Genomic DNA, 26,378 nt, shown 5'->3' with positions numbered 1-26,378 from the left:
AGAGCGACGCGGTGCTGCCGGCCGCTGGCCGGCTCCACGCACAAACACCCACACCCGGGTAGTGCCGGCCGCTGGCCGGCTCCACGCACGAACACCCACACCCGGGTAGTGCCGGCCGCTGGCCGGCTCCACGCACGAACACCCACGCCGGTAGTGCCGGCCGCTGGCCGGCTCCACGCATAAACACCCACGCCGGTAGTGCCGGCCGCTGGCCGGCTCCACGCACAAATACCCACACCCGGGTACCGCCGGCCGCTGGCCGGCTCCACGCACGAACACCCTCGCTCGGGTACCGCCGGCCGCTGGCCGGCTCCACGCACAAATACCCACACCCGGGTACCGCCGGCCGCTGGCCGGCTCCACGCAGCCCCGCCGAACGCCAGCCGGGCAGAGCCCGGCTCTACGGACAATGCACGCCAGCCGGCAGAGCCCGGCTCTACGGGCAGCGCACCACGCCCGGCGCCTTGTCTGCATTCACCGACACGCGCACCTGGGTGAACGCCGCGGCAAACGGCGTGTCGGCACTCACTACGAACGGCGCTTCCACCGCCCCCAGGTCCACGCCGCGCTTGGCAAAGCACGCCAGCGGCACGGTCACGGTCTGCTTCTGGCCCGGCACCAGCGTGGTCAGCAGTGGCGCGATATCCACGCCGCCTTCGCACCCGGTGCCGCACTGCATGCTCACCGTCACCGGCGATGCCGGGCGCTGCACCAGCTGCACGTCGAACTGCAGCGCGCCGTGGTTGCGCGCCAGCGCGCCCAGGTTGCGCCGCGAGGTGCTGCGCGCGATCAACTGCGCCGGTGCCCGCCACGTGACTTCCTTGGCATCCTGCTGGGTGTTCACCTGCACGGTGCGCACCTGCACCACCGGCGTGGCGGTCGGCCAGCGCAGTGTGGCGTTGAGGTCGTTGCCCAGCGGCTGGGTGGCGCCGTTGGCAGCCACGTGCAATGCGAACGGCGGGGTATCGGCACGGTTGAAGATCGGCAGCGTGGTCACCTCGCCGCAGTTGTCCGGATTGGCTTCGGGCAGGCGCGTCAGCGTGCCGGGCGCGGTGTAGGCCAGGCCGTGACCCAGCGCGAACAGCGGCGGGCGCTTCGGGTCGGGCCGGTCAATCGGCGCCGGGCACGGCACGCCCGGCCACGGGAAGCTCAACCGGCCGCGGAAGTCGTGCGTGGGCTTGCCGTCCTTGCCCGCCACCAGCACGTCGGTGATGCCACGGCCTTCGCTGCCCGGCAGCCACGCGGCCACGAACGCCTGGGACAGGTTGAGCAGGTCGTTGGTGTACATCGGGCGGCCGGAGAAATACACGGTCACCACCGGCTTGCCACTGGCCTGCGCCGCGCGCAGCACGGCCAGGTCCTGCGGGTAGGCGCGGCTGTGGCTGACCGAATCGGAGGCCAGGATGTCGCCGTTGGTTTCGGCGTAGGGGGTTTCGCCCACCACCGCCACCACCACATCGAACCTGCTCGGATCCAGCCCGGTGCCGTCGGCGCTGTAGGCCACCTGCTGTGTGCCCAGTTCGGCGCGCAGCGCACCCAGTACCGAATCGGCGTTGGGGAAATCGGCGTTGGTGTTCTCGGTGCCCTGCCAGGTCAGCGACCAGCCACCGGCCTGGTCGGACAGGTTGTCGGCGCTCTTGCCCACCACCATCACCCGCGCGTCGCGGCGCAACGGCAGCGCGCTGCCTTCGTTCTTCAGCAGCACCAGCGACTCACGCACCGCCCGGCGCGCCAGCGCGCGGTGCTGCACGGCGTTGGCGTCACCGGCGTAGCGACTGTCCGAAGGTGTGTGCTCGAACAGGCCAGCGCGCAGCTTGACCCGCAGGATGCGGCTGACCGCATCGTCGATGCGCGCCATCGGGATTTCCCCCTTCTCCACCTGCGCGATGGTGTTGGCGATGAATGCCTTCCAGTCGTCGGGCACCATCACCATGTCGATGCCGGCGTTGATCGCCTGGGCGCAGCTGTCGTTGCGGCAACCCGGCACCTGGGCGATGCCGTTCCAGTCGGAGACGACGAAACCGTCGAAGCCCATCTTGTCTTTCAGGGCATCGGTGAGCAGCGCCTTGTTGCCGTGCATCTTGCCGTAGTCGACGCGGCCGGTGCGGTCGTTCCAGCTGTTGAACGAGGCCATCACCGTCTGCACGCCTTCGCCCAGCGCACCGTAGTAGCCCTGCCCGTGCACGTTGACCATGGTGGCCTTGTCCACCAGCGCCTCGCCCTGGTCACGGCCGTTGTCAGTCGCACCGTCGCCGATGTAATGCTTGGCCGTGGCGACCACGTTGCCGTCGTCGCCGAAACGGCCCTGCGCGCCCTTGACGTAGGCGCGTGCGTACTCGCGCACGCGTGCCGGGTCGGACGAGAAACTCTCATAGGTGCGGCCCCAGCGCGGGTCGTGCGCCACGGCCAGAGTGGGCGCGAACACCCAGTCGATGCCGGTGGCGCGGGTGGCGCGTGCAGTGGCCTCTCCGATGCGCTCGACCAGCTCGGCATCGCCGGCCGCGCCCAGGCCGATGTTGTGCGGGAACAGCGTGGCGCCATGGACGTTGTTGTGGCCGTGCACCGCGTCGGTGCCCCAGATCACCGGCACCGGCGTGCGTGCGTCGGTGGCCAACGAGGCCGCCCGGTACGCGTCAGCCAGTTTCAACCAGTCTGCAACAGTGGCGTGCTTGTTCATGCCCGGCCACGAGCCGCCGCCATTGAGCACCGAGCCGATGTAGTACTGGCGCACCTGCGCCGGGGTGATGGTCTTGATCTCCGGCTGGGTCATCTGCCCCACCTTCTGCGCCAGTGTCATCTGCGCCACGATCTGCTTCACCCGCGCCTCGATGGCCGCATCGCTGGCAATCGCGCTGGTCACCCGCGGCCAGTCCTGCAGGCGTTCGCCACTGGCAGGCGCAGCGGCCACCGGTGCGGCCAGGGCCAGCAGCAGGCAGCTGCCAAGAAGGGTCTTGTTGGGGCTGTTCACGGACAACTACCTCCGGTGGAATGACGCGCGATCGGGGTGGGCGCCGCGCGGATGACGACCACGCGCGATGGGCGACGACGGGGTGTCGGCGCGCATTTGGATCGGTTCAACGCCCCTGTCTGACAGCGCTGTCATACAAACACCCGGCACTACTGTCAACCACTGGAAGGCCCGCGCGGGACGTGCGCCCCGCTACGACGGGGATTACCGCGCGAGCGGTTGCATCGATCTCATGCTGGGTGTTGCAACGCCGCACGAAATTCAACGGCGCGCCACAAGCCATCGCGGCATGGCACCATCGGCCTGCCTCGGCAATCTCTACGTGATGTTGCCGCACTACCATCGGCAGTTGCCGACCTGCCCCTACATAGGATCCACCGCACCATGCGTAGTCGAATCGAGGATGTCGCCGCAGTCGCGGGCGTTTCGATCAAGACCGTGTCCCGCGTGCTCAACAACGAGCCCAACGTGCGCGCCGAAACGCGCGAGCGGGTCACCGCGGCCGTGGCGCGGCTGGGCTACAAGCCCAACCTGTCGGCACGCAGCCTGGCCGGGCAGCGCTCCTATGCACTGGCGCTGGTCTACAACAATCCTTCGCGCAACTACCTGATGGAAATCCAGAACGGCATGCTCGAAGCCTGCCACGCCACGCATTACAACCTGATCCTCGGGCCGGTCGGCGTCGGCCGCAGCACCCTGCCCGACCTGGCCGCCCTGTTCGAGAATTCGCGGCCCGATGGCGTGGTGCTGATTCCACCGTTGACCGACGATGCGGTGGTGCTGGCCTATCTGGAAGAGCACGACATTCCTTTCTCCAGCATCGCCCCGCGCCACCCGGACGGCCGCATCGGCGTGCGCATGGATGAAACCACGGCCGTGGTGGAACTGATGGGCCACCTGGTGGCGCAGGGCCACCGCCGCATTGGCCACATCAAGGGCCCGCGCGCGCACGGTGCCTGCCAGTGGCGCCTGGCCGGCTATCGGCAGGCGCTGCGTGAGCACGGCATCGCCTACGACCCGGCCCTGGTGGTCAACGGGCAGTTTTCGTTCGAATCCGGGATCGAGGCGGCCAATTCGCTGCTCGACCTGGCACAACCGCCCACCGCCATCTTCGCGGCCAACGATGACATGGCCGCCGCGGTCTACCGCGTGGCCGGCCAGCGTGGCCTGCGCGTTCCGCGTGACCTGTCGGTATGCGGCTTCGATGACACGCCCATCGCCGGGCATATCTACCCGGCGCTGACCACGGTGCGGCAGCCCACTTCGCACATGGGCCGGCTGGCCACCGAACAGCTGATCGACCACATCCGCTCACCCGACGCCGGCCGCATGGTCACGGTGGACCATGCGGTGCTGGTGCGCGAATCGACCCACGCGCCGCGACGGCGCTGAGGCGCGTGGTTACGCGGCGTGGCGCGAGCCCCGCCACGCGTAGAACACGATGTACAGGTAGCACAGCATCGGCAGCAGGAACGACAGCTGCAGGCCGTGGTTGTCGGCCACCCAGCCCATCGCCAGCGGTACCACCGCACCGCCCACGATGGCCATCACCAGCAGGCTGGAGCCCTTGCCGGTCAGCGCGCCCAGCCGCGCGATGGCGAGCGCGAAGATGGTCGGGAACATGATCGAGTTGAACAGCCCGATGCTGACCACCGCCCACTTGGCCAACCCGCCACCGGCCAGCATGGTCACCGCCAGCAGCGCCATCACCACCAGCGCGAAGATGCCCAGCAGGCGGCGCGGGTCGAGCCGTGCCAGCAGCACGGTGCCGACCAGGCGCCCGACCAGCGCACCGCCCCAGTACAACGACACGTACCGCGTGGCTTCCTGCTCGGTGAGCCCTTCGCCGATGCCCGGCATCGACAGGAAGTTGACCAGCACGCTGCCGATGGATACTTCGGCGCCCACGTAGAAGAAGATCGCCAGCACGCCGTAGCGCAGGTGCGGATGCCGCAGCGCGTCGCGGATGCGCCCGCCGGTGGCGCCCTCTTCCACGCCCGGGATGGCCGGCAGGCGGAACATCCATATGGCCGCGGCCAGCACGAACAGCGCCACCGCCAGGCCGAAGTACGGCAGCTGCACCGACTGCGCCTCGGCGGCGCGGTAGGCCAGCGCCTCGGCGTGCGGCAGCAGCGCCAGGGCTTCATCGGTGCGCGGTTCGGCCGACAGGATCAGCAGGCCGCCGAACAGCGGCGCCAGCGTGGTGCCCAGTGCATTCATCGACTGCGCCAAGGTCAGCCGGCTGGATGCGGTCTGCTCCGGTCCCAGCAGCGCCACGTACGGGTTGGCCGCCACCTGCAGCACGGTGATGCCGGTGGCGAGCACGAACAACGCTGCCAGGAACAACCCGTACACATGTGCATGCGCGGCCGGCCAGAACAGCAGCGCGCCCACGCCGGCAATGGCCAGCCCGGCCACGATGCCACGCTTGTAGCCCACGGCCGCGACCAGCCGTCCTGCCGGCAGCGACATCAGGAAGTACGCACCAAAGAAGGTGAACTGCACCAGCATCGCCTGCACCCAGGTGAGCGCGAAGGCGGCCTTGAGGTGCGGAATGAGGATGTCGTTGAGGCAGGTCAGGAAGCCCCACATGAAGAAGATCGCGGTGACCACCGTCAGCGCCACGCGGTTGCTTTGCACGTGTTGCCCGCGCACTGCAGCAGGGTTGTCCATTGCATGTCCTTGTTGAAGGGTATGCCAGCCATTCGGCGGCCACACATGGAACCCGCTTCGTCATCGATTGTCCAGCGCTGTCAGCAGACAGGACATGGGCGGCACGGCAGCCTGCGTGGGGCATCCGCGCAGTTTCGTTCTGCACTGCACAACGCTGCCGGCATGCTGCAGCGGCAGCACGGGATACCGCATGAAACACACCGCAGGCCCTGCGCCACGGTGCTTTACCGGTCGTCGCTACGGCCCGGATGACAGCGCTGGACGTGGCGCCCGTGCCGGTGGGATCGGCAATGGCAGGGTCGTTTGTTGACAACGCTGTCAACGATGGCCCCCAATCCGGCCCGTGTGCTGTTGAACCGTGCCATCACGCCGTAGGACGCCATTATCGATTTCCCTGGGGAGGGAGCTTTCATGAAGACGTACAAGGTCGTACCCCGCAAGGCGATGCTCACTTCCGCGCTGCTGGCCGTGCTGGCCAGCCCTGCCTGGGCACAGGATCCGGCCCGCCCGGCCACGGGCGAAGCGCCCGACCCGACCACGCTGGACGCGGTGCAGGTCACTGGCATCCGCGGCAGCCTCACCTCGTCGATGAACCTCAAGCGCGACAGCCAGGGTGTGGTCGATGGCATCGTGGCCGAGGACATCGGCAAGTTCCCCGATACCAACCTGGCCGAATCGCTGCAGCGCATCAGCGGCGTGTCGATCGACCGTACATCCAGCGGCGAAGGGTCCAAGGTGACCGTGCGCGGCATCGGGCCGGACTTCAACCTGGTGCTGCTCAACGGCCGCCAGATGCCCGCGTCCAACCTGGGCAACGGCGGCGGTGGCCTGTCCGGCTCGCGCTCGTTCGATTTCGCCAACATCGCCTCCGAATCGATCTCGGCGGTGGAGGTGTACAAGACCACCCGCGCCGACAATCCCACCGGCGGCATCGGCGCCACCATCAACATCAAGACGCTGCGCCCGCTGGAGGCCGAGCCGGTGATCAGCCTGGGCCTGAAGGCGGTCAACGACAGCTCCAACGACAACCTGCCGCGCACCCTGCAGGGCGCCAACATCACCGGCGAGCTGTCGGGCATCTTCAGCCAGCGCTACGCCGACGACCGCTTCGGCGTGACCCTCAGCGCCAGCCACCAGGAGCGCGATTCGGGCTTCAACCAGGCCACCGTGGCCGAGGGCTGGGCCACCTTCCAAGGCAACGAAAGCAGCGACTGGCGCGCCTTGCCGCAACCCGGCCAAGGCTATTCAGACCGCATCCAGAACCGCCCCGACGCCACCGACATCTACGGCCGCCCGCAGAACACCGCCTACAACGTCAACGGCGTGCAGCGCCAGCGCACCAACGCCCAGGCCACCCTGCAGTGGAAGCCGGCCGACAACGTCACCACCACGCTGGACTACACCTATGTAGAGAACAAGGTGCAGCAGCAGCGCAGCGAGTTGTCGGTGTGGTTCAACTACGGCCCCGGCGACAGCACCTGGACCAATGGCCCGATCGCGGCGCCGATCATCTACAGCGAAGACATGGTCAACTCGGACGTGTCGATGGGCGGCATGAAGCTGGCCACCAAGAACAGCATGGACGCGCTGGGCTTCAACGTGGCCTGGGAAGTCAACGATGCGTTGAACCTGTCCTTCGACGTCCACAATGCCACCGCCGAATCGCAGCCGGACGGCCCGTATGGCTCGGCAGGCGTGCTCGGCGTGGCCGCCTTCGTGCGCGGCAAGACCACCGTGGACTACAGCGGCGACCTGCCGATCATCAACATCGCGCTGCCGCCGGGCGGCGTGCAGGCCAACCAGGCGCTGGTCACCGGTTCGGTATTCCAGAACAGCTACAACAAGTCCAAGGTGCAGCAGTACCAGGGCAGCGGCACCTTCAAGTTCGCCGACTATTCCGCACTGGATTTCGGCGTCGGCCATACCAAGGTGGAGAACCGCTCGGCCTCGGCGATCATGCAGCGCGACAGCTGGGGCGGGCTGGGCAACCCGGCCGACTATGACGACAGCATCTGGTACGCCGACGACATGGCCAAGTACTTCGATGCGTTCTCCGGGCACAGCGACCCGCGCCTGACCGGCCAGTTCCTGGTGTTCGACTTCGACCGCCTGCGCGAGCGTGCCGGCCAGGTGGCCGCCAATGGCGAGCCGCCCTGCCCCACCTGCTACCTGGCGCCCACCGAGTACACCGAAGACATCCGCACCACCGAAACCTCCAAAAGCGCCTACCTGCAGTACCGCACCACCTTCGACTGGTCGATGCCGCTGCATGTGGCCGCCGGCGTGCGCTACGAGCAGACCGAGGTGGAATCGACCGCGCTGGTGCGCGTACCGACCAGCATCAACTGGGGCTCGGCCAACGAGTTCAACCTGGGCTATGCGGCCGAGGGCACCTTCATCGGCGGCAAGGGCAAGTACGACTACGTGCTGCCCAACGTGGACCTCAAGCTGGACATCACCGAGGCGCTGGCGCTGCGCGGCAGCTACAGCCGCAGCATCGGCCGCCCCGGCTGGACCCAGATCGACAGCGGCCGCCGCTTCGACAACATCGTGCGCACCCAGGGCGGCACCGGCTCGCGCGGCAATCCCGGGCTGGAGCCGCTGCTGGCCGACAACTTCGACCTGTCGCTGGAGTGGTACTACGGCGAATCCAGCTACGCCTCGCTGGGCTTCTTCCGCAAGAACATCAAGAACTTCATCAGCAACACCATCGTGCGCGACAACAGCGCCGGGCTGCACACCCCGGTGGGCGGCACCTACTGGAACGAGGCGCTGGCCTCGGGCTGCGGGGTGACCGACATGCCCTGCATCCGCGATTACATCTTCGCCAACCACGACGGCGACCCGGGCGTGACCGCCACCGGCACCAACTCGGCCGGCCAGCGCACCGGCACCATCGTCGGCCAGCCCGGCGACCCGGTCGCCGGGTTCGACATCACGGTGCCGGCCAACCAGCGCTCGGACCACCTGGACGGCTGGGAACTGAGCGTGCAGCAGCTGTTCGGGCAGACCGGCTTCGGCCTGGCGGCCAACTACACCAAGGTGAAGTCCGGCCTGACCTTCGACAACCTGAGCCTGGGCGACCAGTACCCGATGATCGGCTTGAGCGACTCGGCCAACCTGGTGCTGTTCTACGAGAAGTACAACTGGCAGGTGCGTGCGGCCTACAACTGGCGCGACAAATTCCTCAACGGCATCGGCGGGCAGGGCCCGAACCCGAACTACACCGACGCCTATGGCCAGCTGGACCTCAACATCAGCTACGCGGTGAGCGACCAGCTCACGCTGAGCCTGGAGGCGATCAACCTGACCGACGAAACCATGCGCACCTATGCGCGCCACACCAACATGCTGCGCTACGCCACCCAGACCGGGCCGCGTTACATGTTCGGGGTACGCTACAAGTTCTGAGCACAGGAACCACGGCGCGATGACAGGCCGGATCGAGGAAGTGCATGGGCTGGACCCGGCGCAGCTGCACACGCAGCTGCCCGGCTGGACCACGCCCAAGGTGCTGCGCGGGCTGGTGGCGCACTGGCCGATGGTGGCTGCGGCACGCACATCGGCGGCCGCAGCGGTGGCACACCTCAAGCAGTTCGACCACGGCCAGTTGCCGGTCACCGCCACCACGGCGCCGCCACAGGCGCAGGGGCGGCTGTTCTACAACGCGGACATGAGCGGCTTCAACTTCCGCCGTGAGCAGATCGCCCTGAAGGTGGTGCTCGACACCCTGCTCAAGTACCAGCCCGACCCCGACCCGCCCGGCATCTACGTGGCTTCGACCACGCTGGACAGCTTCCTGCCCGGTTTCGGCGCGTGCAATCCGCTGGCGCTGGGGGTGGACGACCCGCTGGCCAGCATCTGGATCGGCAACCGCTCGCGCATTGCCGCCCACCAGGATGTACCGGACAACCTGGCCTGCGTGGCTGCGGGCCGACGCCGGGTGACTCTGTTCGCCCCGGAGCAGATCGACAACCTGTACATCGGTCCGCTGGATTTCACCCCCGCCGGCCAGGCCATCAGCCTGGTCGACTTCGCCGCACCGGACCTGCAGCGCTTTCCGCGTTTTGCCCAGGCGTTGGCACATGCGCAGGTGGCCGAGCTGGGCCCGGGCGATGCGGTGTTCATCCCCTCGCTGTGGTGGCACCACATGGAAGGGCTGGACACGTTCAATGTTCTGGTGAACTACTGGTGGCGTCCGGTGCCGGCATGGATGGATGCGCCCATGAACGCGTTGATGCTGGCCATGCTGGCGCTGCGCGAGCTGCCTCCGCACCAACGCGAACAGTGGCGTACCGTCTTCGACCATTACGTGTTCCATGCCAACCCGGACACCGCCGCGCATGTCCCCGCCCACGCACGCGGGGTGCTGGGCGCGCTGGATGCGAACACGGCCGCACAGGTGCGCAGCGTGCTGCGCCGACGGCTGGAGCGCTGAACGCGTGCGGGTGTGCGCTTCACCCACGGCGCGCCGTAATCCGCAATAATCCGCGGCGTGACCCGTAGTCCGCCCGGGGGCGGGATGTTGCGCTCCTGATTGCTCCATCGCTGCCGTTCCATCCGCATCCCGGCTGGCGCTGCACCCTGCCAGTCCGAAGCCCCGCATGCGCCCGTTTTCCACCCGCCTCAACCTTGGCAAGCTGATCCTTGGCCTGGCCCTGCTCAGTGCCGTGGTGGCGCTGGCCAATACCCTGCACGCCAGTTACCGGGTGCAGCGCGAGCAGTTGATCGGCACCACCCTGGAAGCCAACCGGGTGTATGCCAGCAAGCTGGCCGAGACCACCCAGAACTTCATCCAGTCCGCGCAGCAGCAGCTGGCCTACAGCGCCACCGCGCTGGGCCAGCGCGCGCACGACCGCCGCGAGCTGGAAGCCGAAGCGGCACGCCTGCAGCTGCAGACCAACAGCTTCAATTCGGTGTTGATCGTCGACCCGGCCGGCACCGTGCTGGCCACCTCGCCGCAGAGCCTGGCGCTGCAGGGCGTCACCCTCAACAGCCGCGGCAACAAGGACGCGCTGGACCGGCGCGAGCCGTTCATCAGTGACCCCTACCAGTCGGCCACCGGGCGCCTGCTGGTGGCCATCTCCCATCCCGTCTTCAGCGCGCAGGGCCAGTACCAGGGCTACGTCAGCGGCACCATCTACCTGCGCGAGCGCAGCATCCTGCAGACGCTGCTGGGCAAGCACTACTACCGCGACGGCTCCTACCTGTACGTGGTCGACCGCAACGGCCGCATCCTGTACCACATCGAACCCAACCGGGTGGGTCAGTTCGCGATGGAGAACCCGGCGGTGCTGGCGGTCAGCAAGGGCCACACCGGCGCCCAGCAGGTGCGCAACAGCCACGGCGTGCAGATGCTGGCCGGCTATGCGCCGGTGCCGATCGTCGGCTGGGGCGTGGTGGCCCAGCGCCCGGCCGACGCCACGCTGGCGGCCTTGTCCACGCTGATGAAGGCAGTGATCTGGAATGCGATTCCGCTTGGCGTGCTGTCGCTGCTGATCACCTGGTGGTTTGCGCGGCGCATCTCGCTGCCGCTGTGGCAGCTGGCGCGCAACGTGCAGAACCGCGACACCGGCATCGCCATCCGCCATGTCACCGGCATCCGCGCGTGGTACTACGAAGTGGCGCACCTCAAGCAGGCCCTGCTGTACAGCTTCAACCTGCTGCAGGACCGCATCGGCAAGCTCAACCGCGCCAGCATGACCGACCCGCTGACCGGGCTGCAGAACCGCCGCGGCCTGCAACAAGGGCTGGAAGACTGGCAGGCGCGCGGGCAGCCGTTCGGGATCATCGCGCTGGACATCGACCGCTTCAAGACCATCAACGACCGTTTCGGGCATGCGGTGGGCGATGCGGTGATCCTGCGCATCGCGCAGCTGATGCGCGACGACTCGCGCGACACCGACCTGCTCTGCCGCAACGGCGGCGAAGAGTTCCTGATCCTATTGCCGGGCATCGACACCGAGGCGTCCGCACGCATCGCCGAACGCCTGCGCGTGCAGGTGGCCGCCGAAGTGTTCGAGGAGGTCGGCTCGGTCACGGTGTCGCTGGGCGTGGCCCACTACCCCAGCTATCACGAGGATCCGCAGCAGGCGCTGCGGCTGGCCGACAAGGCGCTCTACATGGCCAAGGAACAGGGCCGCAACCGCACCGTGGTGCACCCGGCACCGGAACGGCGCGGCACGAACTGAGGGCGCCGCCCGCCCCCGGCTGCACGGCCGGGGGGTTCAGGTGCCTGGCGGGGTCAGCAGCTGCGGCCCGGTGGGGGTTGCGTCCGCCATGTACACCCCGCCCGCTGGGAGCAGGTCGCCGGCATCGTTGGCCAGCGCCCGGTCCGCGCGCCAGGGCGCCTGCTGGCGGGGTCCGGGGACGTAGACGTCCCACGCGCCATAGCGGACATCCTCGCCGTGGAAGGCGAAGCTCACCGGCACCCGCACCGTCCAGTCGTTGGCGTCCTTGTCCATGCCGGTGGTTGGCGCGCGGAAGGTCCAGCTACGCGCAGCGGCCATCGACGCGCGCGCCAGTGCATCACGCATGCGCTGCATCTCCGCTCCCCTGGCCACCACCTTCATGTTCACCTGTTCGGTGGCCACATCCAGTACCTGCCCGTCACGACCAATCTTCAGCAGCAGCAGGACATCACCGCGTCCGCCGATCGACGCGACACTGTCAGGGTAGAACGGCGGCCGCATGGTCACGGCGGTCACACTGTCGGTGGCCACGGGATCGTAGTGGTCGAAATTTGCCGCCAACAGGGTGAGCAGGGTAGCGCCGTCGGGCTGTGACTTGCCGCCAATGCGCAGGATGACGGGCGTGCGCATGCGGACCGGGCGTCCGTCTTCGGTGCCGGGCGCGAAGCGCCATGCGTTCACCACCTGATCGACGAAGCCGGCGATGGGAACGGGCACGCTGTCGCGCTGGTCCAGCGTGAAGCCTTCCACCTGGCCTTCCGGACCCACATCAACGCTACCGGACAGCACCATGCTGGCTTCGGCCTGGGCGCGTATCGTGCGCTCGCTCTGCGCGGCAGCCTCGGGAAGCGCGGCCATGCCGATCGCGCCGATCGCCAACGCCATCGCAAGAATATGGGATGAACGCATCGCACCTGCTCCTTGTGGACGGCGCTGAGCGTAGCGCAGGGCTGGCAGGGTTTCCAATCAGGCCAGTCGCTGGCCTGAGGCATAAGGCGGCGTATCTGGAAAGTCACCGGCAGCAAAGCGTGCCTGCAGGCCCTGCCACCACGCAGGGTCGAACAGGTACGCGAAGTGCTCGCGCACGGCCGCCAGCTCGGCCCCCGGCAAGCCCATGAACATCCAGAAGCGCTCGGGAAACACGTCGCGTGGACCGATCTGGAACCATGGCTCGTCGGCCAATGCTTCCTCTGCATTGCGGGGCGTGGGCCAGGCGCGGAAGGTGCAGTCACTGACCAGGCACAGTTCGTCGTAGTCGTAGAACACCGCACGCCCATGCCGGGACACGCCGAAGTTCTTCGGCAGCATGTCGCCTGGGAAAATGTTGTTGCGCGCCATGTCGGTGATCGCCTGCGCGTAGTCCAGTGCCGCGTTGCGCCGGGCCTCGCTGGCCTGCTCGCGCAGGTACAGGTTGAGCGGACGGAACCGGCGCTGCACGTAACACAGCGTTACCACCACGTCGTCGCCGTCCTCGCTGACGCTGCTGCGGCACTGGGTCAACAGCTCGTCCAGCAGTGCCGGGGCGAAACGCGCACGCGGAAACCGCAGGTGGCGATAAGGCTGCGCATCCAGCAGGCGGCCCACGCGGTCAAGGTTGAAGACCAGCGCATACTTCTCTTCCACCTGCTGCCGGGACATCGCCTTGGGCCAGGCGAAGCGGTCGCGGATCAGCTTGAACACCAGCGGATAGCTGGGCAGCGTGAACACCGCCATGACCATGCCCGGGGTGCCATCGGCATGCACCAGCTGCTCGGTGGGATGGTCCTGGAAGTGCCGGAAGAAGGTGCGGTAGCGCTCGGTCTTGCCCTGCTTGGCGCGCCCCAGCACGGTGTAGATTTCATCGATGGGCTTGCCCGGCAGCAGGCTGCGCAGGAACACCACCGCATCGCCCACCGTGGCGAGGTCGGCCTGGAAATAGCTGCGCGACACACCGAACAGGTGCGCCACGTCGCGGCGCCGGGTCAGCACGGCCTCGGCGCGCAGGCCATGCTGGTCGTTGACCAGTGCGATCACGCACGGCGAAAAGCGATGCTCGCCGAACACGCGGCCCACCAGATACGCGCGGCGTTCGCGGTAGAACACGGTGTCCAGCAACTCGATGCTGCGCACCGGGTAATCGCCCCAATGCGCCAGGTCGTCCTGCAGCCGCACCGCGATCGCCGCCGCGCAGCGCAGCTGATGTGCATACGGTACATCGAACCGGTAGTCGCCCAGTACCCGCAACAAGGCTTCGGCCGGGCGCGTGGCCGACAGGGTGTAGCTGTGGCGGGCGACCGGATGGGTGATCGCGTCGGACGGCTCGACATCCATGGCCATGAACTCGATGGCCGCATCCACGCCCTGCGTGGCGAACAGCCGCCGCGCCAGGGTGTTGTAGAAGGTCTTGTACAGCTCGGCATCGATCAGGCCATCCAGCAGCGCGGCGTAGGCCTGGCGTACGTGCAGCCACAGCGTGCGGGTACCCACCTGCTCGCCAGCGCCGCGGCGCAGGGCATCCACGGTCTGGGCGATGCAGTGGTCATACAGGCCGATGCGCTCGACGGCGTCCTGCCGGGCACCGGCCCAGTCACGCGTTTCAAAGCGCAGCCGCGCCCGCTGCGTGACGGCCGCAAAGCGCGCGTGGTAATGCTCGAAGCCATCGCGGATCAGCAGCGCCAGCGTTGTGGCCAGCGTACCGGGATCAGGAATATCGGCGGCTGCCATTCATCGCACCGAAGGGACCAGCGGTCACCATACGACAGCCGCCGCTGCCTGGGGTAGCGGGAGAAAAAAGGTTCTTCTCCCCTCTGAGGGGAGCGCCTTGTTGCAAGGGCCGTCGCAGACTGTGCACGAAGCTACGCGGGTGGCCGGGTGTGCAGGCGCTGTTTGGATTGGCTTCGGTCTCCGATCGGGCCGGTCGCGAGCGTGAGGGCCCCGTAGCAGCCGGTAGGCCCCTGGTGCAAATGTCCCCCGGCCGCGGGGCGGCCTCCTCCTTTATTTTGCCCAGGAGCCTACCGCCTGCTACGGGGCTCGGCTTGCGGTGCGGACGGGGAGCTGGGCTTTTTTGATGGCCGTTGGTGGGTCGGGCGCTGGGTCCCTATGCCCTTGGAGGCGAAATAAAGGAGGAGGTGGCGGCCGCAGGCCGACGCCGGGGGCGTCGCCGGAAAGGGCATAGGGGCCCAGCGCCCGACCCACCAACGGCCGCGCCTGGAAAGATCAAAAGCACGCTTTTGATTGCCCCGCATAGCGACGGAGACCCAAAAAAAACGCCGCCGGCCGCCACCACGGCGCGGCCGGCGGCGGAGGGAACCTTACAGAGCCAGTTCGGCTTCCACGTCCTGCACCTTGCGGCGTGCCAAGGCGAGGTTGGACTTGTTGCGGTCCAGGACCAGGTACAGGAACAGGCCCTTCTTGCGCGAGACCGGGCGCAGGATGTGGTACGCCTTGCCCAGCGAGATCAGGATGTCTTCGATGGTGTCGTTGAGATTGAGCGATGCGGCCGTCTTCATCTTGGCGCGAATCACCTCGGTGTTGCCTGCCGCCGCCACTTCCATGTCCATCCCCGAACCGGCCTCCCCCAGCAGCATGCCGCTTTCGTAATCGACCAGCGCCACCGCCTGCGCGCCATCGATGGTCATCAGCGCGTTCAAGGTATCGTCGAGTCCTGCCATGTTGCACCCCGTTGGTTGTCGAGCCCCGTGTTCCCCTGCGGATCGGCTCGTGATCCGCTGAGTTCGGCCATGATGTTGCGGCCACATTCCTTCGCACTCCACAGCACCTTGCCGATCACGCAGCGCGCGTCGCAGGCGGTCATCAGCAGCAGCGGCGCCGGCGTTGCAGGCAGGGCCAGCATCAGCACCTTGCCCTCGCCGGCTTCCAGCATCAGCACTTCCAGTTCGCCCAGCGCCAACTCGCGGCCCACCGCAGCGGCCAGGGCCAGCATCGCGCTGGTCATCGCGGCCAGGCGCTCGCCATTGCCATGCGTGCCTGCCGCCGGCACCAGCGCGAAACCATCCACGCTGGCCAGCACCACGCTGCGCACCCCGTTGATGTCATCGGCAAAGCCCTGCAGGTGATGGCCCAGGCGCGCGCGCAAGGCCGGGTCGAGGCGGCGTGCATCGTGTCCATCAGCCATGCGCAGCCACCAGGGCACCGGCTTCCATTTCGCTCATCAGCACGTCCATCAGGCACAGCCCCTGTTCGCGGTCGCGTGCATCCACCGGCACCACCGGCAGCCAACGGCCCTGCTGGCCGGTGTGTACGGCGCAGGCCTCCAGGTCGAACTGCGGGGCCAGGTCCAGCCGCGACACACCGATCACCGCCGGCACCTGCGCAGCGTGCTGCCGCAACACCGCCAGGTACGCGGCCAGCTCGTCGGCCACGGTCTCGCGGGTGGCATCCAGCAGCAGCACCACGCCACTGGCCCCCTGCAGCAGGATCGGCCAGAGGAAATCGAACCGCTGCTGCCCGGGCGTGCCATACAGACGCAGGCGGTCGCCGTTGGGAAGGTCGATGTCGGCGTAGTCCATCGCCACCGTGGTCGATGCCTTGTCCGCGCCCTGGCGGTCGCTGTTGTGCACATCGGTGTTGATCACCGCCCCGGCGGCGATGGCACGCACCAGCGTCGATTTTCCACACCCCATGCTGCCCAGCACCACGATCTTGTGTTCGCGCACGTCAGCCCCCGCTGCGCTGGCGCACGCTGCGCCACATCCGGGCCAGCAGGCCACCGGCATCGCTGCCGCCGATGAACCGGCTGCCACCGGCCGGTGCCTCCAGCGCGGCGTAACCGCACAGGTAGGCCGGGTGTACGAAGGCGCGCACAGCGTCGCCGGAAATGTCCAGCAACGACGCACACTCGTCCACGCTGCAGGCCCGTTTCAGCAGCAGCGAACACAGCCGGAAGCTGTCGTGCTGGTGGCCCAGCACGCGGAAATCCGGCCAGCGCAACAGGCGCACCCGTGCGTGCTGTTGCAGGCGTACATCCAGGTCGTGCCAATGCGCCGGGTGCTGGCCCCAGTGCCACAACAGCGGGCGCAGCGACTGGCGCGGCAGCTCACCGGCCAGTTGCTGGTAACGCTTGGCGGCGATGCCATGCAGCGCCAGTTGTTCGAAATCATCGGAGAGCAGCTGCGCCAGCTCGGCATTGCCGCTGCCGTCAGGCACCACCATCTGGTCCTGCTCGAAATCCAGCAACAGCACCGGCAACCCATTCAAGGCCAGCACCGCATGCCCGTGCCGGGACTGCAGGCTTTCGCGCAGCGCGCGGGTGATCGCCTTGGCGCCGCGCGCCGCACAGGGCTCTTCGATCGGCACAACGGTCGGTGCGGCGGGCATCTGGCGCAGTGCGTGCTCGATGGCATGGTCGTCCAGCACCGCGTGCTCATCGCCCTGGCCATGACGCAGGCGGCCATCCTGGTCTTCGATCCAGAACTGGATCTTCGGCCGCTCGCGCACCATGCGCAGCGCGGCATTGCGCAGTGCCGGGGTGTCCTTGATCACCAACAGATCGCAGTCATCCAGATCACGGCAGCTGCGCACGGTGTCGGCCGGCAATGCCGCGGCCGAGCGCAGGCGCTGCAACAAGGCGTGCTCCCCCTGGATATCCGATCCGACCACCAGCACCCTGGCCATCGCCTTCCCCTGCGTTGTGAGAGATCACACTTACTGCAGAAAAGATCGTCGATAGGCTATGCCATCGATACCGGGGCTTAAGTGATGCATCGCACAGATTGAAGTGACGTTTCTGCACAGCCCGTGGGTGGCCAGACGTTGTGGCGACAAGGCAAGTTCCGTACCACTCGCGTTGACGCGGCCTTCATGCCCGCGCGCGAGCCTCGATGGACGTCTCAGTTCGGACGCGTGCGGAAGTCGCACGACGGGATGCGATAGAGTCGTTGCGTATCGGTGGGTCCAGCGGGCATGCAGGGAGGCAATGGAATGCGGGGCATGACACATGCAGGCGCCTGGTTCGCCGGTGGGCTGGCGGTTCTGTTGATGGGTGTGGTGGCCTGGAGCATGCTGCACAGGCAGCCCGGCGCGCAGGCCGCAGCGACCCACATGCCCACGCCGCCGTCGCCGCGGCACGCGGCACTCTCTGCCCATGCCGTCGCCGCACTGCCGATGTCCACTGCGTCCCTGGCACGCATGGCCGAAAAAGCCAACGCCGAGCTGGCGCAGCTCAACATCGCGGCGCAGGCCGGTGACCGCTTGGCGCAGCGCACCCTCGCCGAACGGTACGAGCACTGCACGTTCGTCAACCTGGCGCGTGCGGACTATCTGCGTGGCGTGGAGCATCTGGCCGACGGGGCGTTCGACCCGACGGCGGGCCCGGCCATCATCGATGCCGGGCACCGCATCTTCGCCCGCTGCGGCGGCAAGGAGGGGCTGCACTATCCGCTCACCGCCACGAGGACGTTGCGCAGACAGGCAGCCGCCCAGGGCGACCTTGCATCGCAGGCGTGGCTGCATGTTTCCGCGCAGGCCCCCTTGGACAAGGCCGACTACCTGGAATTGATCGAGCAGTCGATCGCCGCCGAGGATCTGGACGCCCTGAACTACCTGGGTCAGATGGCCTACCGCTACGACGATGGCAGCCAACCGGTCTCGGGCGAGCTGGCCGGGTACGCGTTGCAGATTGCCGCGTGCCGGCGCGGCGCCGATTGCGTGGCCGGTGGCCCGCTGATGGATCAGTTCTGCCAGATGGGGTCGTGCGGCAGCGGCGACTACGAGCAGCTGGTTCGCAACGAGCTGCTGCAGTCCGGCCAGCTCGCGGGGCTCGATGCGGCCATTGAGCGGCTCACGCCGTTGTTCCCGGCGCCGGCGGCCACGCGGCGGTAGTGCCGAGGTGGGGAGCCACACGGCGGTAGTGCCGAGATGGGCAGCCACCCATGGGGTAGATCTACCCACCGGGGTGGTTGCGTGCGGTTGGATAGGGGCGGGGTGCCGGTGCGTCGGTGAGGGTCAACCAAGCCCAACAAAAAACCCGCGCCGAAGCGCGGGTTTCTGTCGATCACCGCAGGTGCGGCGTCGAGACCTTACAGCGCAGCCAGCGCGCTGTTGAAGGTGCTGCTCGGGCGCATCGCGGCCGAGGCCTTGGCCACGTCCGGACGGTAGTAGCCGCCGATGTCGACGGCCTTGCCCTGCACCGCAGCCAGCTCTTCGACGATCGTCTGCTCGTTGTCAGCCAGTGCCTTGGCCAGCGGGGCGAAGCGGGCCTTCAGCGCGGCATCGTCGTCCTGCGCGGCCAGGGCCTGGGCCCAGTACAGCGCGATGTAGAAGTGGCTGCCGCGGTTGTCGATGCCACCCAGCTTGCGCGACGGCGACTTGTCGTTGTCCAGGAACTGGCCGTTGGCCTGGTCCAGGGTCTTGGCCAGCACCGTGGCGCCGGCGTTGTCGTAACGGTTGCCGAGGTGTTCCAGCGAGGCGGCCAGGGCCAGGAACTCGCCCAGCGAATCCCAGCGCAGGTAGTCCTCTTCCACGAACTGCTGCACGTGCTTGGGGGCCGACCCGCCGGCACCGGTCTCGAACAGGCCGCCACCGGCCATCAGCGGCACGATCGACAGCATCTTGGCGCTGGTGCCCAACTCCATGATCGGGAACAGGTCGGTGAGGTAATCGCGCAGCACGTTGCCGGTCACCGAGATGGTGTCCTCGCCCTTGCGGATGCGGTCCAGCGAGAACGCCGTCGCTTCCACCGGGGTCAGGATGCGGATGTCCAGGCCGGTCGTGTCGTGGTCCTTCAGGTAGGTTTCCACCTTGGCGATCACCTGCGCGTCGTGCGCACGTGCGGCATCCAGCCAGAACACCGCCGGGGTGCTGCTCAGGCGGGCGCGGTTGACGGCCAGCTTCACCCAGTCCTGGATCGGCGCATCCTTGGTCTGGCACATGCGCCAGATGTCACCGGTCTGCACGGCGTGTTCGAACACCACGGCGCCCGCCTCGTCGGTGACGCGCACGGTGCCGTCGGCCGGGATCTGGAAGGTCTTGTCGTGCGAGCCGTATTCCTCGGCCTTCTGCGCCATCAGGCCGACGTTGGGCACCGAGCCCATGGTGGCCGGATCGAACGCGCCGTGGGTGCGGCAATCGTCGATGACGGCCTGGTACACACCGGCATAGCAACGATCAGGGATGACGGCCTTGGTGTCCTGCAGCTTGCCGTCGGCATTCCACATGCCACCCGAGTCGCGGATCATCGCCGGCATCGACGCATCGACGATGACGTCGCTGGGCACGTGCAGGTTGGTGATGCCCTTGTCCGAGTTGACCATCGCCAGGCCCGGGCGCTTGCCGTATTCGGCGGCGAGGTCGGCCTTGATGGTTTCCTGCAGCGCTTCAGGCAGCTGCGGCAGACGCGCGTAGAGATCGCCGATGCCGTTGTTGGGATCGAAGCCGGCCTGCTTGAGCACGTCGGCGTGCTTGGCCAGCACGTCCTTGTAGAACTCTTCGACGACCACGCCGAACATGATCGGGTCGGAGACCTTCATCATGGTGGCCTTGAGGTGCAGCGAGAACAGCACGCCCTTTGCCTTGGCGTCGGCGATCTGCGCCTGCACGAAGCTGGCCAGCGCGTTGCGGCTCATCACGGCGGCATCGACGATCTCACCGGCCTTGACCGCGGTCTTTTCCTTCAGCACGACGGTGGTGCCATCGGCCTGCTGCAGCTCGATCTTCAGGCTGCCGGCGGTAGCCAGCGTGGCCGACTTTTCGCTGCCGTAGAAATCGCCGCCGTCCATGTGCGACACATGCGACTTGGACTCGGTGGACCACTTGCCCATGCGGTGCGGGTGCTTGCGCGCGTAGTTCTTCACCGACAGGGGCGCGCGGCGATCGGAGTTGCCTTCGCGCAGCACCGGGTTCACCGCGCTGCCCTTGACCTTGTCATAGCGCGCCTTGATGTCGCGCGAGACGTCGTCGGTGGGCACGTCCGGGTAGTTCGGCAGGGCAAAGCCCTGGTCCTGCAGTTCCTTGATGGCCGCCTTCAGCTGCGGCACCGAGGCGCTGATGTTGGGCAGCTTGATGATGTTGGCGTCCGGGGTGGTCGCCAGCTGGCCCAGTTCGGCCAGGTGGTCCACTTCCTTCTGCGCGTCCTTCAGGTAATCCGGGAACAGCGCCAGGATGCGGCCGGACAGCGAGATATCACGGGTTTCAACGGCAATGCCGGCGGTGGCGGTGTAGGCCTCGACGATCGGCAGCAGCGACTGGGTCGCCAGGAACGGGGCTTCATCGGTAAGCGTGTAGAGAATCTTGGGCGAACTGGACATGGGGGACGGAGGCTCTCTTGCGGATCTGATGAGTGACCGCGCCGGGTGGGGCGCGCTGCGGGAAACTCCCGCATTGTCGCGTTTTAAGCCCCCCGGAGCAAAGCCGGGCCATACGCGAACGTATTGGAACACTGTGGTGCGGCCAGCTTCGTATCATCTGAAACCAGCCCATAAAAAAGACGCAGCCTCGCGGCTGCGTCCATCGTGAGCCTGTTGCCGGGAGAGAGTCGGCTGGCGGCTTACTTGACCTCGAACTCTTGCGGCGTTCCTGCCGCCTTACCATCTACCGTGACTTCCGCGCGGTACTTGCCCGCCGGCCAGCCCTTGGCATTCTTGAAGGTGACGTTGGTGGTGTCGGCACCGGTGGTGTTGAGTGCCTGGTTCTGCTCACCGGCCACCTGCCCGTCCTGGAACGTCAGCTTGGCGGCCACGTTGGCGTTGTTGGCCGCGCCGTCAGTGCGTACCGAGACGATGATGTCGTCCTTCGGTGCGAACAGCGCCACCGTTGCCACGCTCTTGTCGGCGGCAGCGGTCTTGCCCACCGTCACGGCGGTCACGTTCACGCCGGCTGCCGCAGCCATCGGCTCGGGCGCCGCAGGCGTCATCGGTGCCGGTTCAGCCGGGGTCATCGCCGCCGGTTGTGCGTTGTTGTCGGCGGTGTCTTCTTTCTTCTTGCAGCCGGCCAATGCCACGGTGGCCAGCAGGGCAGCGAGAACGGCAGTACTGATGGATGTCTTCTTCATGTAATTCCTCCCTGGGAATTCAGTGGACTACAAGCAAGGGTGACTCAGGCTTTGGGCGGCAACTTGAGGGTCTGGCCGGGGAAAATCTTGTCCGGGTCCTCGAGTACGTCACGGTTGGCCTCGAAGATCTTCTTCCAGGCGTTGGCGTCGCCCAGTTCCTGCTTGGCGATCTTCGACAGCGAGTCGCCCTTCTGCACGGTGTAGGTGCCTCCTACCTTTTCGGCGGTGCTGTCCACCGAAGCGGTAACGCCGGAGAAATCCGCCTTTTCGACCTTCTGCGCGGTGCTGTCCACGCTGGAGGTGACACCGGAGAAATCGGCCTTCTTATCGGTACTCATCCACACACTCCCGTCTTCATTGACGACATGGAACGGACGGTGTCACAGCGGGTGTTAATAGGGCATGGCGTGGATGTGAAGACGCGCGGAACGCCGACGGGCGGCCACGTTGCCGGGGGGTAGAGCCACCCCATGGGTGGCTGCGCGTGGTGCCGGGTTCCGCGGTAGAGCCACCCCATGGGTGGCTGCGCGCGGTGCCGGGTTCCGGAGGTAGAGCCACCCCATGGGTGGCTGGGCGTGGTGCCGGGTTCCGGAGGTAGAGCCACCCCATGGGTGGCTGCGCGCGGTGCCGGGTTCCGGGGCAGCGACCCGTGGGGTCGCTCTACCAGGCGGTGCGGGGTTCCGGGGCAGCGACCCGTGGGGTCGCTCTACTGGCGTAGGTCGCGGACGGTGCGGGCCGGCAGTTCGATGCCCGGGCTGGCCCGCCACGGGTTGATGTCCAGCCCGCCGCGGCGGGTGTAACGCGCTTCCACTTCCAGCCACTGCGGTGCACAGCGCTGGGTGATTTCGCTGAAGATCCGCTCCACGCACTGCTCGTGGAATTCGGCGTGCTCGCGGTAGCTGACCAGGTACTTCAGCAGCCCCTCGCGATCGATCTGCGGCCCGTGGTAGCGGATGCTCACACTGGCCCAGTCCGGCTGCCCCGTTACCGGGCAGTTGGATTTCAGCAGCGCCGAACTCAACGTCTCGGTCACCACCTGCGCGGCGTCGGCCGACAGGAATTCCGGCGCCGGCGGCCCGTAGCGCTCGATCGCCACATCCAGCTCGTCCAGCGACTCGCCCTCGGCCACCTCGACCAGCATCGGCACCCCGAACCGCACCGTCACCACCGCCCCGGCGCACCCGGACAGATCGGCGGTGATCCGCAGCCGCGCCGCCTCGTCATCCTCGAAGCGCGTGCTGTTGAGCGAATTGAGGTACAGCTTGAACGACTTGGATTCGATCAGGTTGGGCGACGTGCACGGCACGCTGACCGTGGCCACCGCCACGCGCGGCTTGCCGCGCCGGTCCAGCCAGCTCAGCTCATAGGCCTGCCAACGGTCATGCCCGACGAACGGCAGGGCCGCCTCGTCCAGACCGATCTCTTCACGCGCGCCACGGCGCGGAATGGGAAACAGCAGCGCGGAATCGTACTGCGACGGGTATGCAACCTCGCGACCGAGGCTGGAGTCCTGGGGGGTATTCATCGCCCCATTTTACGCCGGGAGGCGCGCGGCGTCTGGCGACGAACGCGGAAGGCCATGGCGACCGGGGGGCAGTGCGCCCCCAGGCGGCGGGAGGGCCGGAACCCGCCCGCCCGTGTTGGTTTTCGCCCCGGCCAGCGGCCGGGGCCTACCGTCGTTTTACCCTGCCGCCGGCGCTGGCGCCGCCGTCCCGTTGAGATAATCCAGGCTCACCTGCAGCAACGCCCGCAGGCCCACGTCCAGCGCCTTCTCATCCAGCAGGAACTTCGGCGAGTGGTTGGCCGGCGCCGTCGCCGGATCGATCCCCTCGCTCGTCGACCCCACGAAGAAGAACAGCCCCGGTACCTCCTTGGCGTACAGCGAAAAGTCCTCCGCCCCCATCTGCAGCGGCGGCTCGTACACATTGTCCTTGCCCACCACCGCCTGCAGGCTCGGCAGCATCCGCGCCGTCAGCGCCGGATCGTTCACCGTCGCCGGATTGCCCTCGGACTCGTAGATCTCCGTCACCGCCTTGGCCCCGTGCGCCGCCGCCGTGTGCTCGGCCACGTTGCGCAGGTCCGCGAAAATCTGCTGCCGCATCCCCTCGTCGAACGTCCGGATCGTCCCCACCATTTCCACCTCGTCGGGAATGATGTTGTAGCGGATACCGCCCTTGATCGCCCCGAAGGTCAGCACCGCCGGCTGCTTGGACAGATTCGCCCGCCGGCTCACGATCGTCTGCGCCGTCCCCACCAGATCAGCCGTCGCCACGATCGGGTCCACCCCGTTCCACGGCGCCGACCCATGCGTCTGCCGCCCGATCACCTTGATCCCGAACCGGTCCGAGGCGGCCATCAACGGCCCCCCGCGCACCGCGATCTGCCCGGCCGGCACGCTCGAAAACACATGCAGCCCGAACACCGCCTCCGGCTTGAAGTCGGCAAACAGACCCTCCTTCAGCATCAACGCCGCACCGCCCTCTTCCGGCGGCGGCGCCCCTTCTTCAGCGGGCTGGAAGATCAGCATCACCTCGCCCGGCAGGTTCGCCTGCATCTTCACCAGCGCGTCGGCCACCCCCAGCAGCGTGGCGGTATGCGCATCGTGCCCGCAGGCGTGCATCACCCCCACCGGCTCGCCGCGGTAGGTACTGGTGGCCTTGGACGCGAACGGCAGCCCGGTCTGCTCGGTCACCGGCAGGGCGTCCATGTCCGCGCGCAGCGCGATCCGCGGGCCCGGCTTGCCACCCTTGATGATCGCCACCACGCCGTGGTGGGCGATGCCGGTTTTGGGCTTCAGCCCCATCGCGCGCAACTGCTCGGCCACCTTGGCCGACGTGCGCTCCTCGCGGTTGGACAGCTCCGGGTGCTGGTGGAAATCGCGCCGCCAGTCGACCACCTTGGCCTTCAGCCGGGTGGCCGCCGCCGTCACTTCCGGGCGCTCGGCGGGGGTAGCCGCGGCCAGCGCGGGGCAGGCAAGCAGCAGGGCGGACAGCAGCAGCGACAGACGAGGCATTGCACATCTCCACGGACGAACAGGACGGTCGAACCTGAATGTAGGGCATCGGCGCACTTGCTGCTGTAACTTTCTGCCCCCGCAGGCGTTCATTCATGGAACCCGGCCGGTCACATCCGGTCTGATCGCCCGTCCCATCCGTCATGCATGAAAGCTCCCGGGCGACGGGTATGCTTTGCACCAGCCATTTGGGCCCTGCCCTCCGCCAGCCTCAGGAGTTAGTTGAATGTCGCGTTTCTGGAAGATCGTGCTGCTGGTGGTCGCAGTGCTGGTGGTGGGGTTCATCGGGGTGCGCATGCTCGGCGGTGGCAAGCCCAAGGGCGACGCGGCGGCTGCGGGCGCCGGCCAGGAGGGGCAGGAGCGCAACGCCGGTCCCGTGCCGGTCACCGTGGTCGAGGCAGCCCGCCAGGACGTGCCGGTGTACGCCAGCGCGCTGGGCACCGTGGCGGCGATGAACACCGTCACCGTCAGCCCGCAGGTGGGCGGCCAGCTCATCAGCATCAACTTCAAGGAAGGCCAGGAAGTGCAGAAGGGCGACCTGCTCGCGCAGATCGACCCGCGCACCCTGCAGGCCAGCTTCGATGAAGCCGCCGCGGCCAAGCGCCAGAACCAGGCGCAGCTGGCCACCGCACGCTCCAACTACCAGCGCTCCAATTCGCCGGAGTACCGCCAGTACGTGGCCAAGACCGACCTGGACACCCAGCGCAACCAGGTGGCCCAGTTTGAAAGCGCGGTCGCCGCCAACGACGCCAGCATGCGCGCCGCCCAGGTGCAGCTGCAGTACACCAAGGTCACCGCCCCGATCTCCGGCATTGCCGGCATCCGCGCGGTGGACGCCGGCAACATCGTCAGCGCCGGCACCGCGCTGGTCACCCTGACCCAGATCCACCCCATCCACGTGGTCTTCAACCTGCCCGAGCGCCAGCTGCCCGACGTGCGCCAGGCCCAGAAGGCCGGCCCGGTCACCATCGCCGCGCTCGACCGCAACGATTCCCACGTGCTCACCGACGGCGGCACCCTGGACGTGGTGGACAACCAGATCAGCAGCGACAGCGGCACCTTCCGCGCCCGTGCGCTGTTCAACAACAGCGACAACAGCCTGTGGCCGGGCCAGTTCGTGAACGTGCGCATGCAGCTGCGCACGATCGGCGGCGGCGTGGTCATTCCGACCCAGGCAGTGATGCGCGGCCCGGACGGCGAGTACGTCTACATCGTCAAGCCCGACAGCACCGTGGCCATGCAGACGGTCAAGAGCGGCGTGGAAGTGGGCGACAGCAACGTGCAGATCACCGAGGGCCTCAAGGGCGGCGAGCGCGTGGTCAGCGAGGGCCAGTTCCGGCTCAAGCCGGGCAGCAAGGTCACCGCGCTCAAGCCGGGTGAAACCCCGGCGCCGCCGACCGACGCCGAGCTCAAGGCCGCCGCCCAGCAGGACAAGGGCGGTGGTGGCCGCCGCGGTGGCGGTCCGCGCTGAGCGCGCCTGCCTGACGTTCCCGACGCCGGCCGGCTGGCCGGCGTCTGCCCGCTTCAACGCCGCATGACGTAACAGCA

18 protein-coding genes and 1 pseudogene are annotated in these 26,378 nt (G+C 67.6%); 6 read left to right on the top strand and 13 right to left on the bottom strand.

The annotated features are described in order from the left end of the window. Positions 1-436: 436 nt before the first annotated feature. On the bottom strand, positions 437-2,968 hold the full coding sequence (locus AC6CHL_RS20080; RefSeq protein WP_498295949.1) for a glycoside hydrolase family 3 protein: 2,532 nt from the start codon (positions 2,966-2,968) through the stop codon (positions 437-439). A 384-nt stretch (positions 2,969-3,352) separates the two neighbouring features. On the opposite strand from AC6CHL_RS20080, the gene AC6CHL_RS20075 reads away from it, so the two are divergent. After that, the gene (locus tag AC6CHL_RS20075; protein WP_448134602.1) at positions 3,353-4,360 is read left to right on the top strand and encodes a LacI family DNA-binding transcriptional regulator; all 1,008 of its coding nucleotides are present in this window, start codon (positions 3,353-3,355) and stop codon (positions 4,358-4,360) included. Positions 4,361-4,369: 9 nt separating this feature from the next. Here the strand turns inward: AC6CHL_RS20075 and AC6CHL_RS20070 are convergent, their stop codons facing one another. After that, positions 4,370-5,641, bottom strand: coding sequence for a sugar MFS transporter (locus tag AC6CHL_RS20070; RefSeq protein ID WP_051598702.1), 1,272 nt, complete (start codon positions 5,639-5,641; stop codon positions 4,370-4,372). A 411-nt stretch (positions 5,642-6,052) separates the two neighbouring features. Between AC6CHL_RS20070 and AC6CHL_RS20065 the strand changes: the two genes are divergently transcribed. The 3 genes from AC6CHL_RS20065 (at position 6,053) to AC6CHL_RS20055 (ending at position 11,832) form a co-directional block, all read left to right on the top strand. After that, on the top strand, positions 6,053-9,052 hold the full coding sequence (locus AC6CHL_RS20065) for a TonB-dependent receptor (protein WP_448134603.1): 3,000 nt from the start codon (positions 6,053-6,055) through the stop codon (positions 9,050-9,052). Between the two features lie 19 nt (positions 9,053-9,071). Further along, entirely contained in the window at positions 9,072-10,079 is a 1,008-nt protein-coding gene (locus AC6CHL_RS20060) for a cupin-like domain-containing protein (RefSeq protein WP_498295947.1), read from the top strand. 166 nt (positions 10,080-10,245) lie between these two features. Beyond that, on the top strand, positions 10,246-11,832 hold the full coding sequence (locus AC6CHL_RS20055) for a sensor domain-containing diguanylate cyclase (RefSeq protein ID WP_498295946.1): 1,587 nt from the start codon (positions 10,246-10,248) through the stop codon (positions 11,830-11,832). Positions 11,833-11,868: 36 nt separating this feature from the next. On the opposite strand, the gene AC6CHL_RS20050 is transcribed toward AC6CHL_RS20055, so the two are convergent. The 6 genes and pseudogenes from AC6CHL_RS20050 to AC6CHL_RS20025 form a co-directional block, all read right to left on the bottom strand. Then, entirely contained in the window at positions 11,869-12,741 is an 873-nt protein-coding gene (locus AC6CHL_RS20050; RefSeq protein WP_498295944.1) for an energy transducer TonB, read from the bottom strand. Between the two features lie 57 nt (positions 12,742-12,798). Then, positions 12,799-14,535, bottom strand: coding sequence for a bifunctional isocitrate dehydrogenase kinase/phosphatase (gene aceK, locus AC6CHL_RS20045; protein ID WP_498295942.1), 1,737 nt, complete (start codon positions 14,533-14,535; stop codon positions 12,799-12,801). A gap of 587 nt (positions 14,536-15,122) precedes the next feature. After that, positions 15,123-15,482, bottom strand: coding sequence for a hypothetical protein (locus tag AC6CHL_RS20040; protein WP_038685821.1), 360 nt, complete (start codon positions 15,480-15,482; stop codon positions 15,123-15,125). Between the two features lie 50 nt (positions 15,483-15,532). After that, a pseudogene (locus tag AC6CHL_RS20035) lies at positions 15,533-15,946 on the bottom strand (roadblock/LC7 domain-containing protein); the annotation flags it as partial. Continuing rightward, positions 15,939-16,487, bottom strand: a complete 549-nt coding sequence (locus AC6CHL_RS20030) for a GTP-binding protein (RefSeq protein ID WP_498295940.1) — start codon at positions 16,485-16,487, stop codon at positions 15,939-15,941. The gene AC6CHL_RS20030 and the pseudogene AC6CHL_RS20035, both read right to left, overlap by 8 nt. A gap of 1 nt (position 16,488) precedes the next feature. Beyond that, complete coding sequence (locus AC6CHL_RS20025) at positions 16,489-17,445, bottom strand: hypothetical protein (protein WP_498295938.1); 957 nt, start codon at positions 17,443-17,445, stop codon at positions 16,489-16,491. A gap of 315 nt (positions 17,446-17,760) precedes the next feature. Between AC6CHL_RS20025 and AC6CHL_RS20020 the strand changes: the two genes are divergently transcribed. Further along, positions 17,761-18,651, top strand: coding sequence for a hypothetical protein (locus AC6CHL_RS20020; protein WP_498295936.1), 891 nt, complete (start codon positions 17,761-17,763; stop codon positions 18,649-18,651). A 197-nt stretch (positions 18,652-18,848) separates the two neighbouring features. Here AC6CHL_RS20020 and AC6CHL_RS20015 read toward each other — a convergent pair whose 3' ends face one another. The 5 genes from AC6CHL_RS20015 to AC6CHL_RS19995 all read right to left on the bottom strand — a co-directional run bounded on the left by AC6CHL_RS20015 (position 18,849) and on the right by AC6CHL_RS19995 (position 24,830). Then, complete coding sequence (locus AC6CHL_RS20015) at positions 18,849-21,074, bottom strand: NADP-dependent isocitrate dehydrogenase (protein ID WP_038685818.1); 2,226 nt, start codon at positions 21,072-21,074, stop codon at positions 18,849-18,851. 239 nt (positions 21,075-21,313) lie between these two features. Next, positions 21,314-21,817: a hypothetical protein gene (locus tag AC6CHL_RS20010; RefSeq protein ID WP_038685817.1), complete on the bottom strand. Its 504-nt coding sequence runs from the start codon at positions 21,815-21,817 to the stop codon at positions 21,314-21,316. 44 nt (positions 21,818-21,861) lie between these two features. Beyond that, positions 21,862-22,155, bottom strand: coding sequence for a LysM peptidoglycan-binding domain-containing protein (locus AC6CHL_RS20005; protein WP_038685816.1), 294 nt, complete (start codon positions 22,153-22,155; stop codon positions 21,862-21,864). A 368-nt stretch (positions 22,156-22,523) separates the two neighbouring features. After that, entirely contained in the window at positions 22,524-23,342 is an 819-nt protein-coding gene (queF, locus tag AC6CHL_RS20000; RefSeq protein WP_498295933.1) for an NADPH-dependent 7-cyano-7-deazaguanine reductase QueF, read from the bottom strand. A gap of 156 nt (positions 23,343-23,498) precedes the next feature. Then, positions 23,499-24,830 carry a M20 family metallopeptidase gene (locus AC6CHL_RS19995; protein ID WP_448136902.1) on the bottom strand — a complete coding sequence of 444 codons (1,332 nt, stop codon included), beginning with the start codon at positions 24,828-24,830 and terminating at the stop codon, positions 23,499-23,501. Between the two features lie 226 nt (positions 24,831-25,056). Here AC6CHL_RS19995 and AC6CHL_RS19990 point away from each other — a divergent pair, with 226 nt between their 5' ends. After that, positions 25,057-26,301 (top strand): efflux RND transporter periplasmic adaptor subunit, encoded by a 1,245-nt coding sequence (locus AC6CHL_RS19990; RefSeq protein ID WP_038685813.1) that lies wholly within the window; start codon positions 25,057-25,059, stop codon positions 26,299-26,301. Positions 26,302-26,378 lie beyond the last annotated feature (77 nt).

The organism is Stenotrophomonas sp. GQ19 (assembly GCF_059758695.1).
Note: the sequence above shows the minus strand (reverse complement) of the source record. Positions and strands in the feature narration are given on the sequence as shown.

What these genes read in the sequence shown, in the direction of transcription:
- AC6CHL_RS20075 (WP_448134602.1), top strand. Translation starts at nt 3,353, where the DNA reads ATGCGTAGTCGAATCGAGGATGTCGCCGCAGTCGCGGGCGTTTCGATC.
- AC6CHL_RS20070 (WP_051598702.1), bottom strand. Translation starts at nt 5,641, where the DNA reads ATGGACAACCCTGCTGCAGTGCGCGGGCAACACGTGCAAAGCAACCGC.
- AC6CHL_RS20065 (WP_448134603.1), top strand. Translation starts at nt 6,053, where the DNA reads ATGAAGACGTACAAGGTCGTACCCCGCAAGGCGATGCTCACTTCCGCG.
- AC6CHL_RS20060 (WP_498295947.1), top strand. Translation starts at nt 9,072, where the DNA reads ATGACAGGCCGGATCGAGGAAGTGCATGGGCTGGACCCGGCGCAGCTG.
- AC6CHL_RS20055 (WP_498295946.1), top strand. Translation starts at nt 10,246, where the DNA reads ATGCGCCCGTTTTCCACCCGCCTCAACCTTGGCAAGCTGATCCTTGGC.
- AC6CHL_RS20050 (WP_498295944.1), bottom strand. Translation starts at nt 12,741, where the DNA reads ATGCGTTCATCCCATATTCTTGCGATGGCGTTGGCGATCGGCGCGATC.
- aceK (WP_498295942.1), bottom strand. Translation starts at nt 14,535, where the DNA reads ATGGCAGCCGCCGATATTCCTGATCCCGGTACGCTGGCCACAACGCTG.
- AC6CHL_RS20040 (WP_038685821.1), bottom strand. Translation starts at nt 15,482, where the DNA reads ATGGCAGGACTCGACGATACCTTGAACGCGCTGATGACCATCGATGGC.
- AC6CHL_RS20025 (WP_498295938.1), bottom strand. Translation starts at nt 17,445, where the DNA reads ATGGCCAGGGTGCTGGTGGTCGGATCGGATATCCAGGGGGAGCACGCC.
- AC6CHL_RS20020 (WP_498295936.1), top strand. Translation starts at nt 17,761, where the DNA reads ATGACACATGCAGGCGCCTGGTTCGCCGGTGGGCTGGCGGTTCTGTTG.
- AC6CHL_RS20015 (WP_038685818.1), bottom strand. Translation starts at nt 21,074, where the DNA reads ATGTCCAGTTCGCCCAAGATTCTCTACACGCTTACCGATGAAGCCCCG.
- AC6CHL_RS20010 (WP_038685817.1), bottom strand. Translation starts at nt 21,817, where the DNA reads ATGAAGAAGACATCCATCAGTACTGCCGTTCTCGCTGCCCTGCTGGCC.
- AC6CHL_RS20005 (WP_038685816.1), bottom strand. Translation starts at nt 22,155, where the DNA reads ATGAGTACCGATAAGAAGGCCGATTTCTCCGGTGTCACCTCCAGCGTG.
- queF (WP_498295933.1), bottom strand. Translation starts at nt 23,342, where the DNA reads ATGAATACCCCCCAGGACTCCAGCCTCGGTCGCGAGGTTGCATACCCG.
- AC6CHL_RS19995 (WP_448136902.1), bottom strand. Translation starts at nt 24,830, where the DNA reads ATGCCTCGTCTGTCGCTGCTGCTGTCCGCCCTGCTGCTTGCCTGCCCC.
- AC6CHL_RS19990 (WP_038685813.1), top strand. Translation starts at nt 25,057, where the DNA reads ATGTCGCGTTTCTGGAAGATCGTGCTGCTGGTGGTCGCAGTGCTGGTG.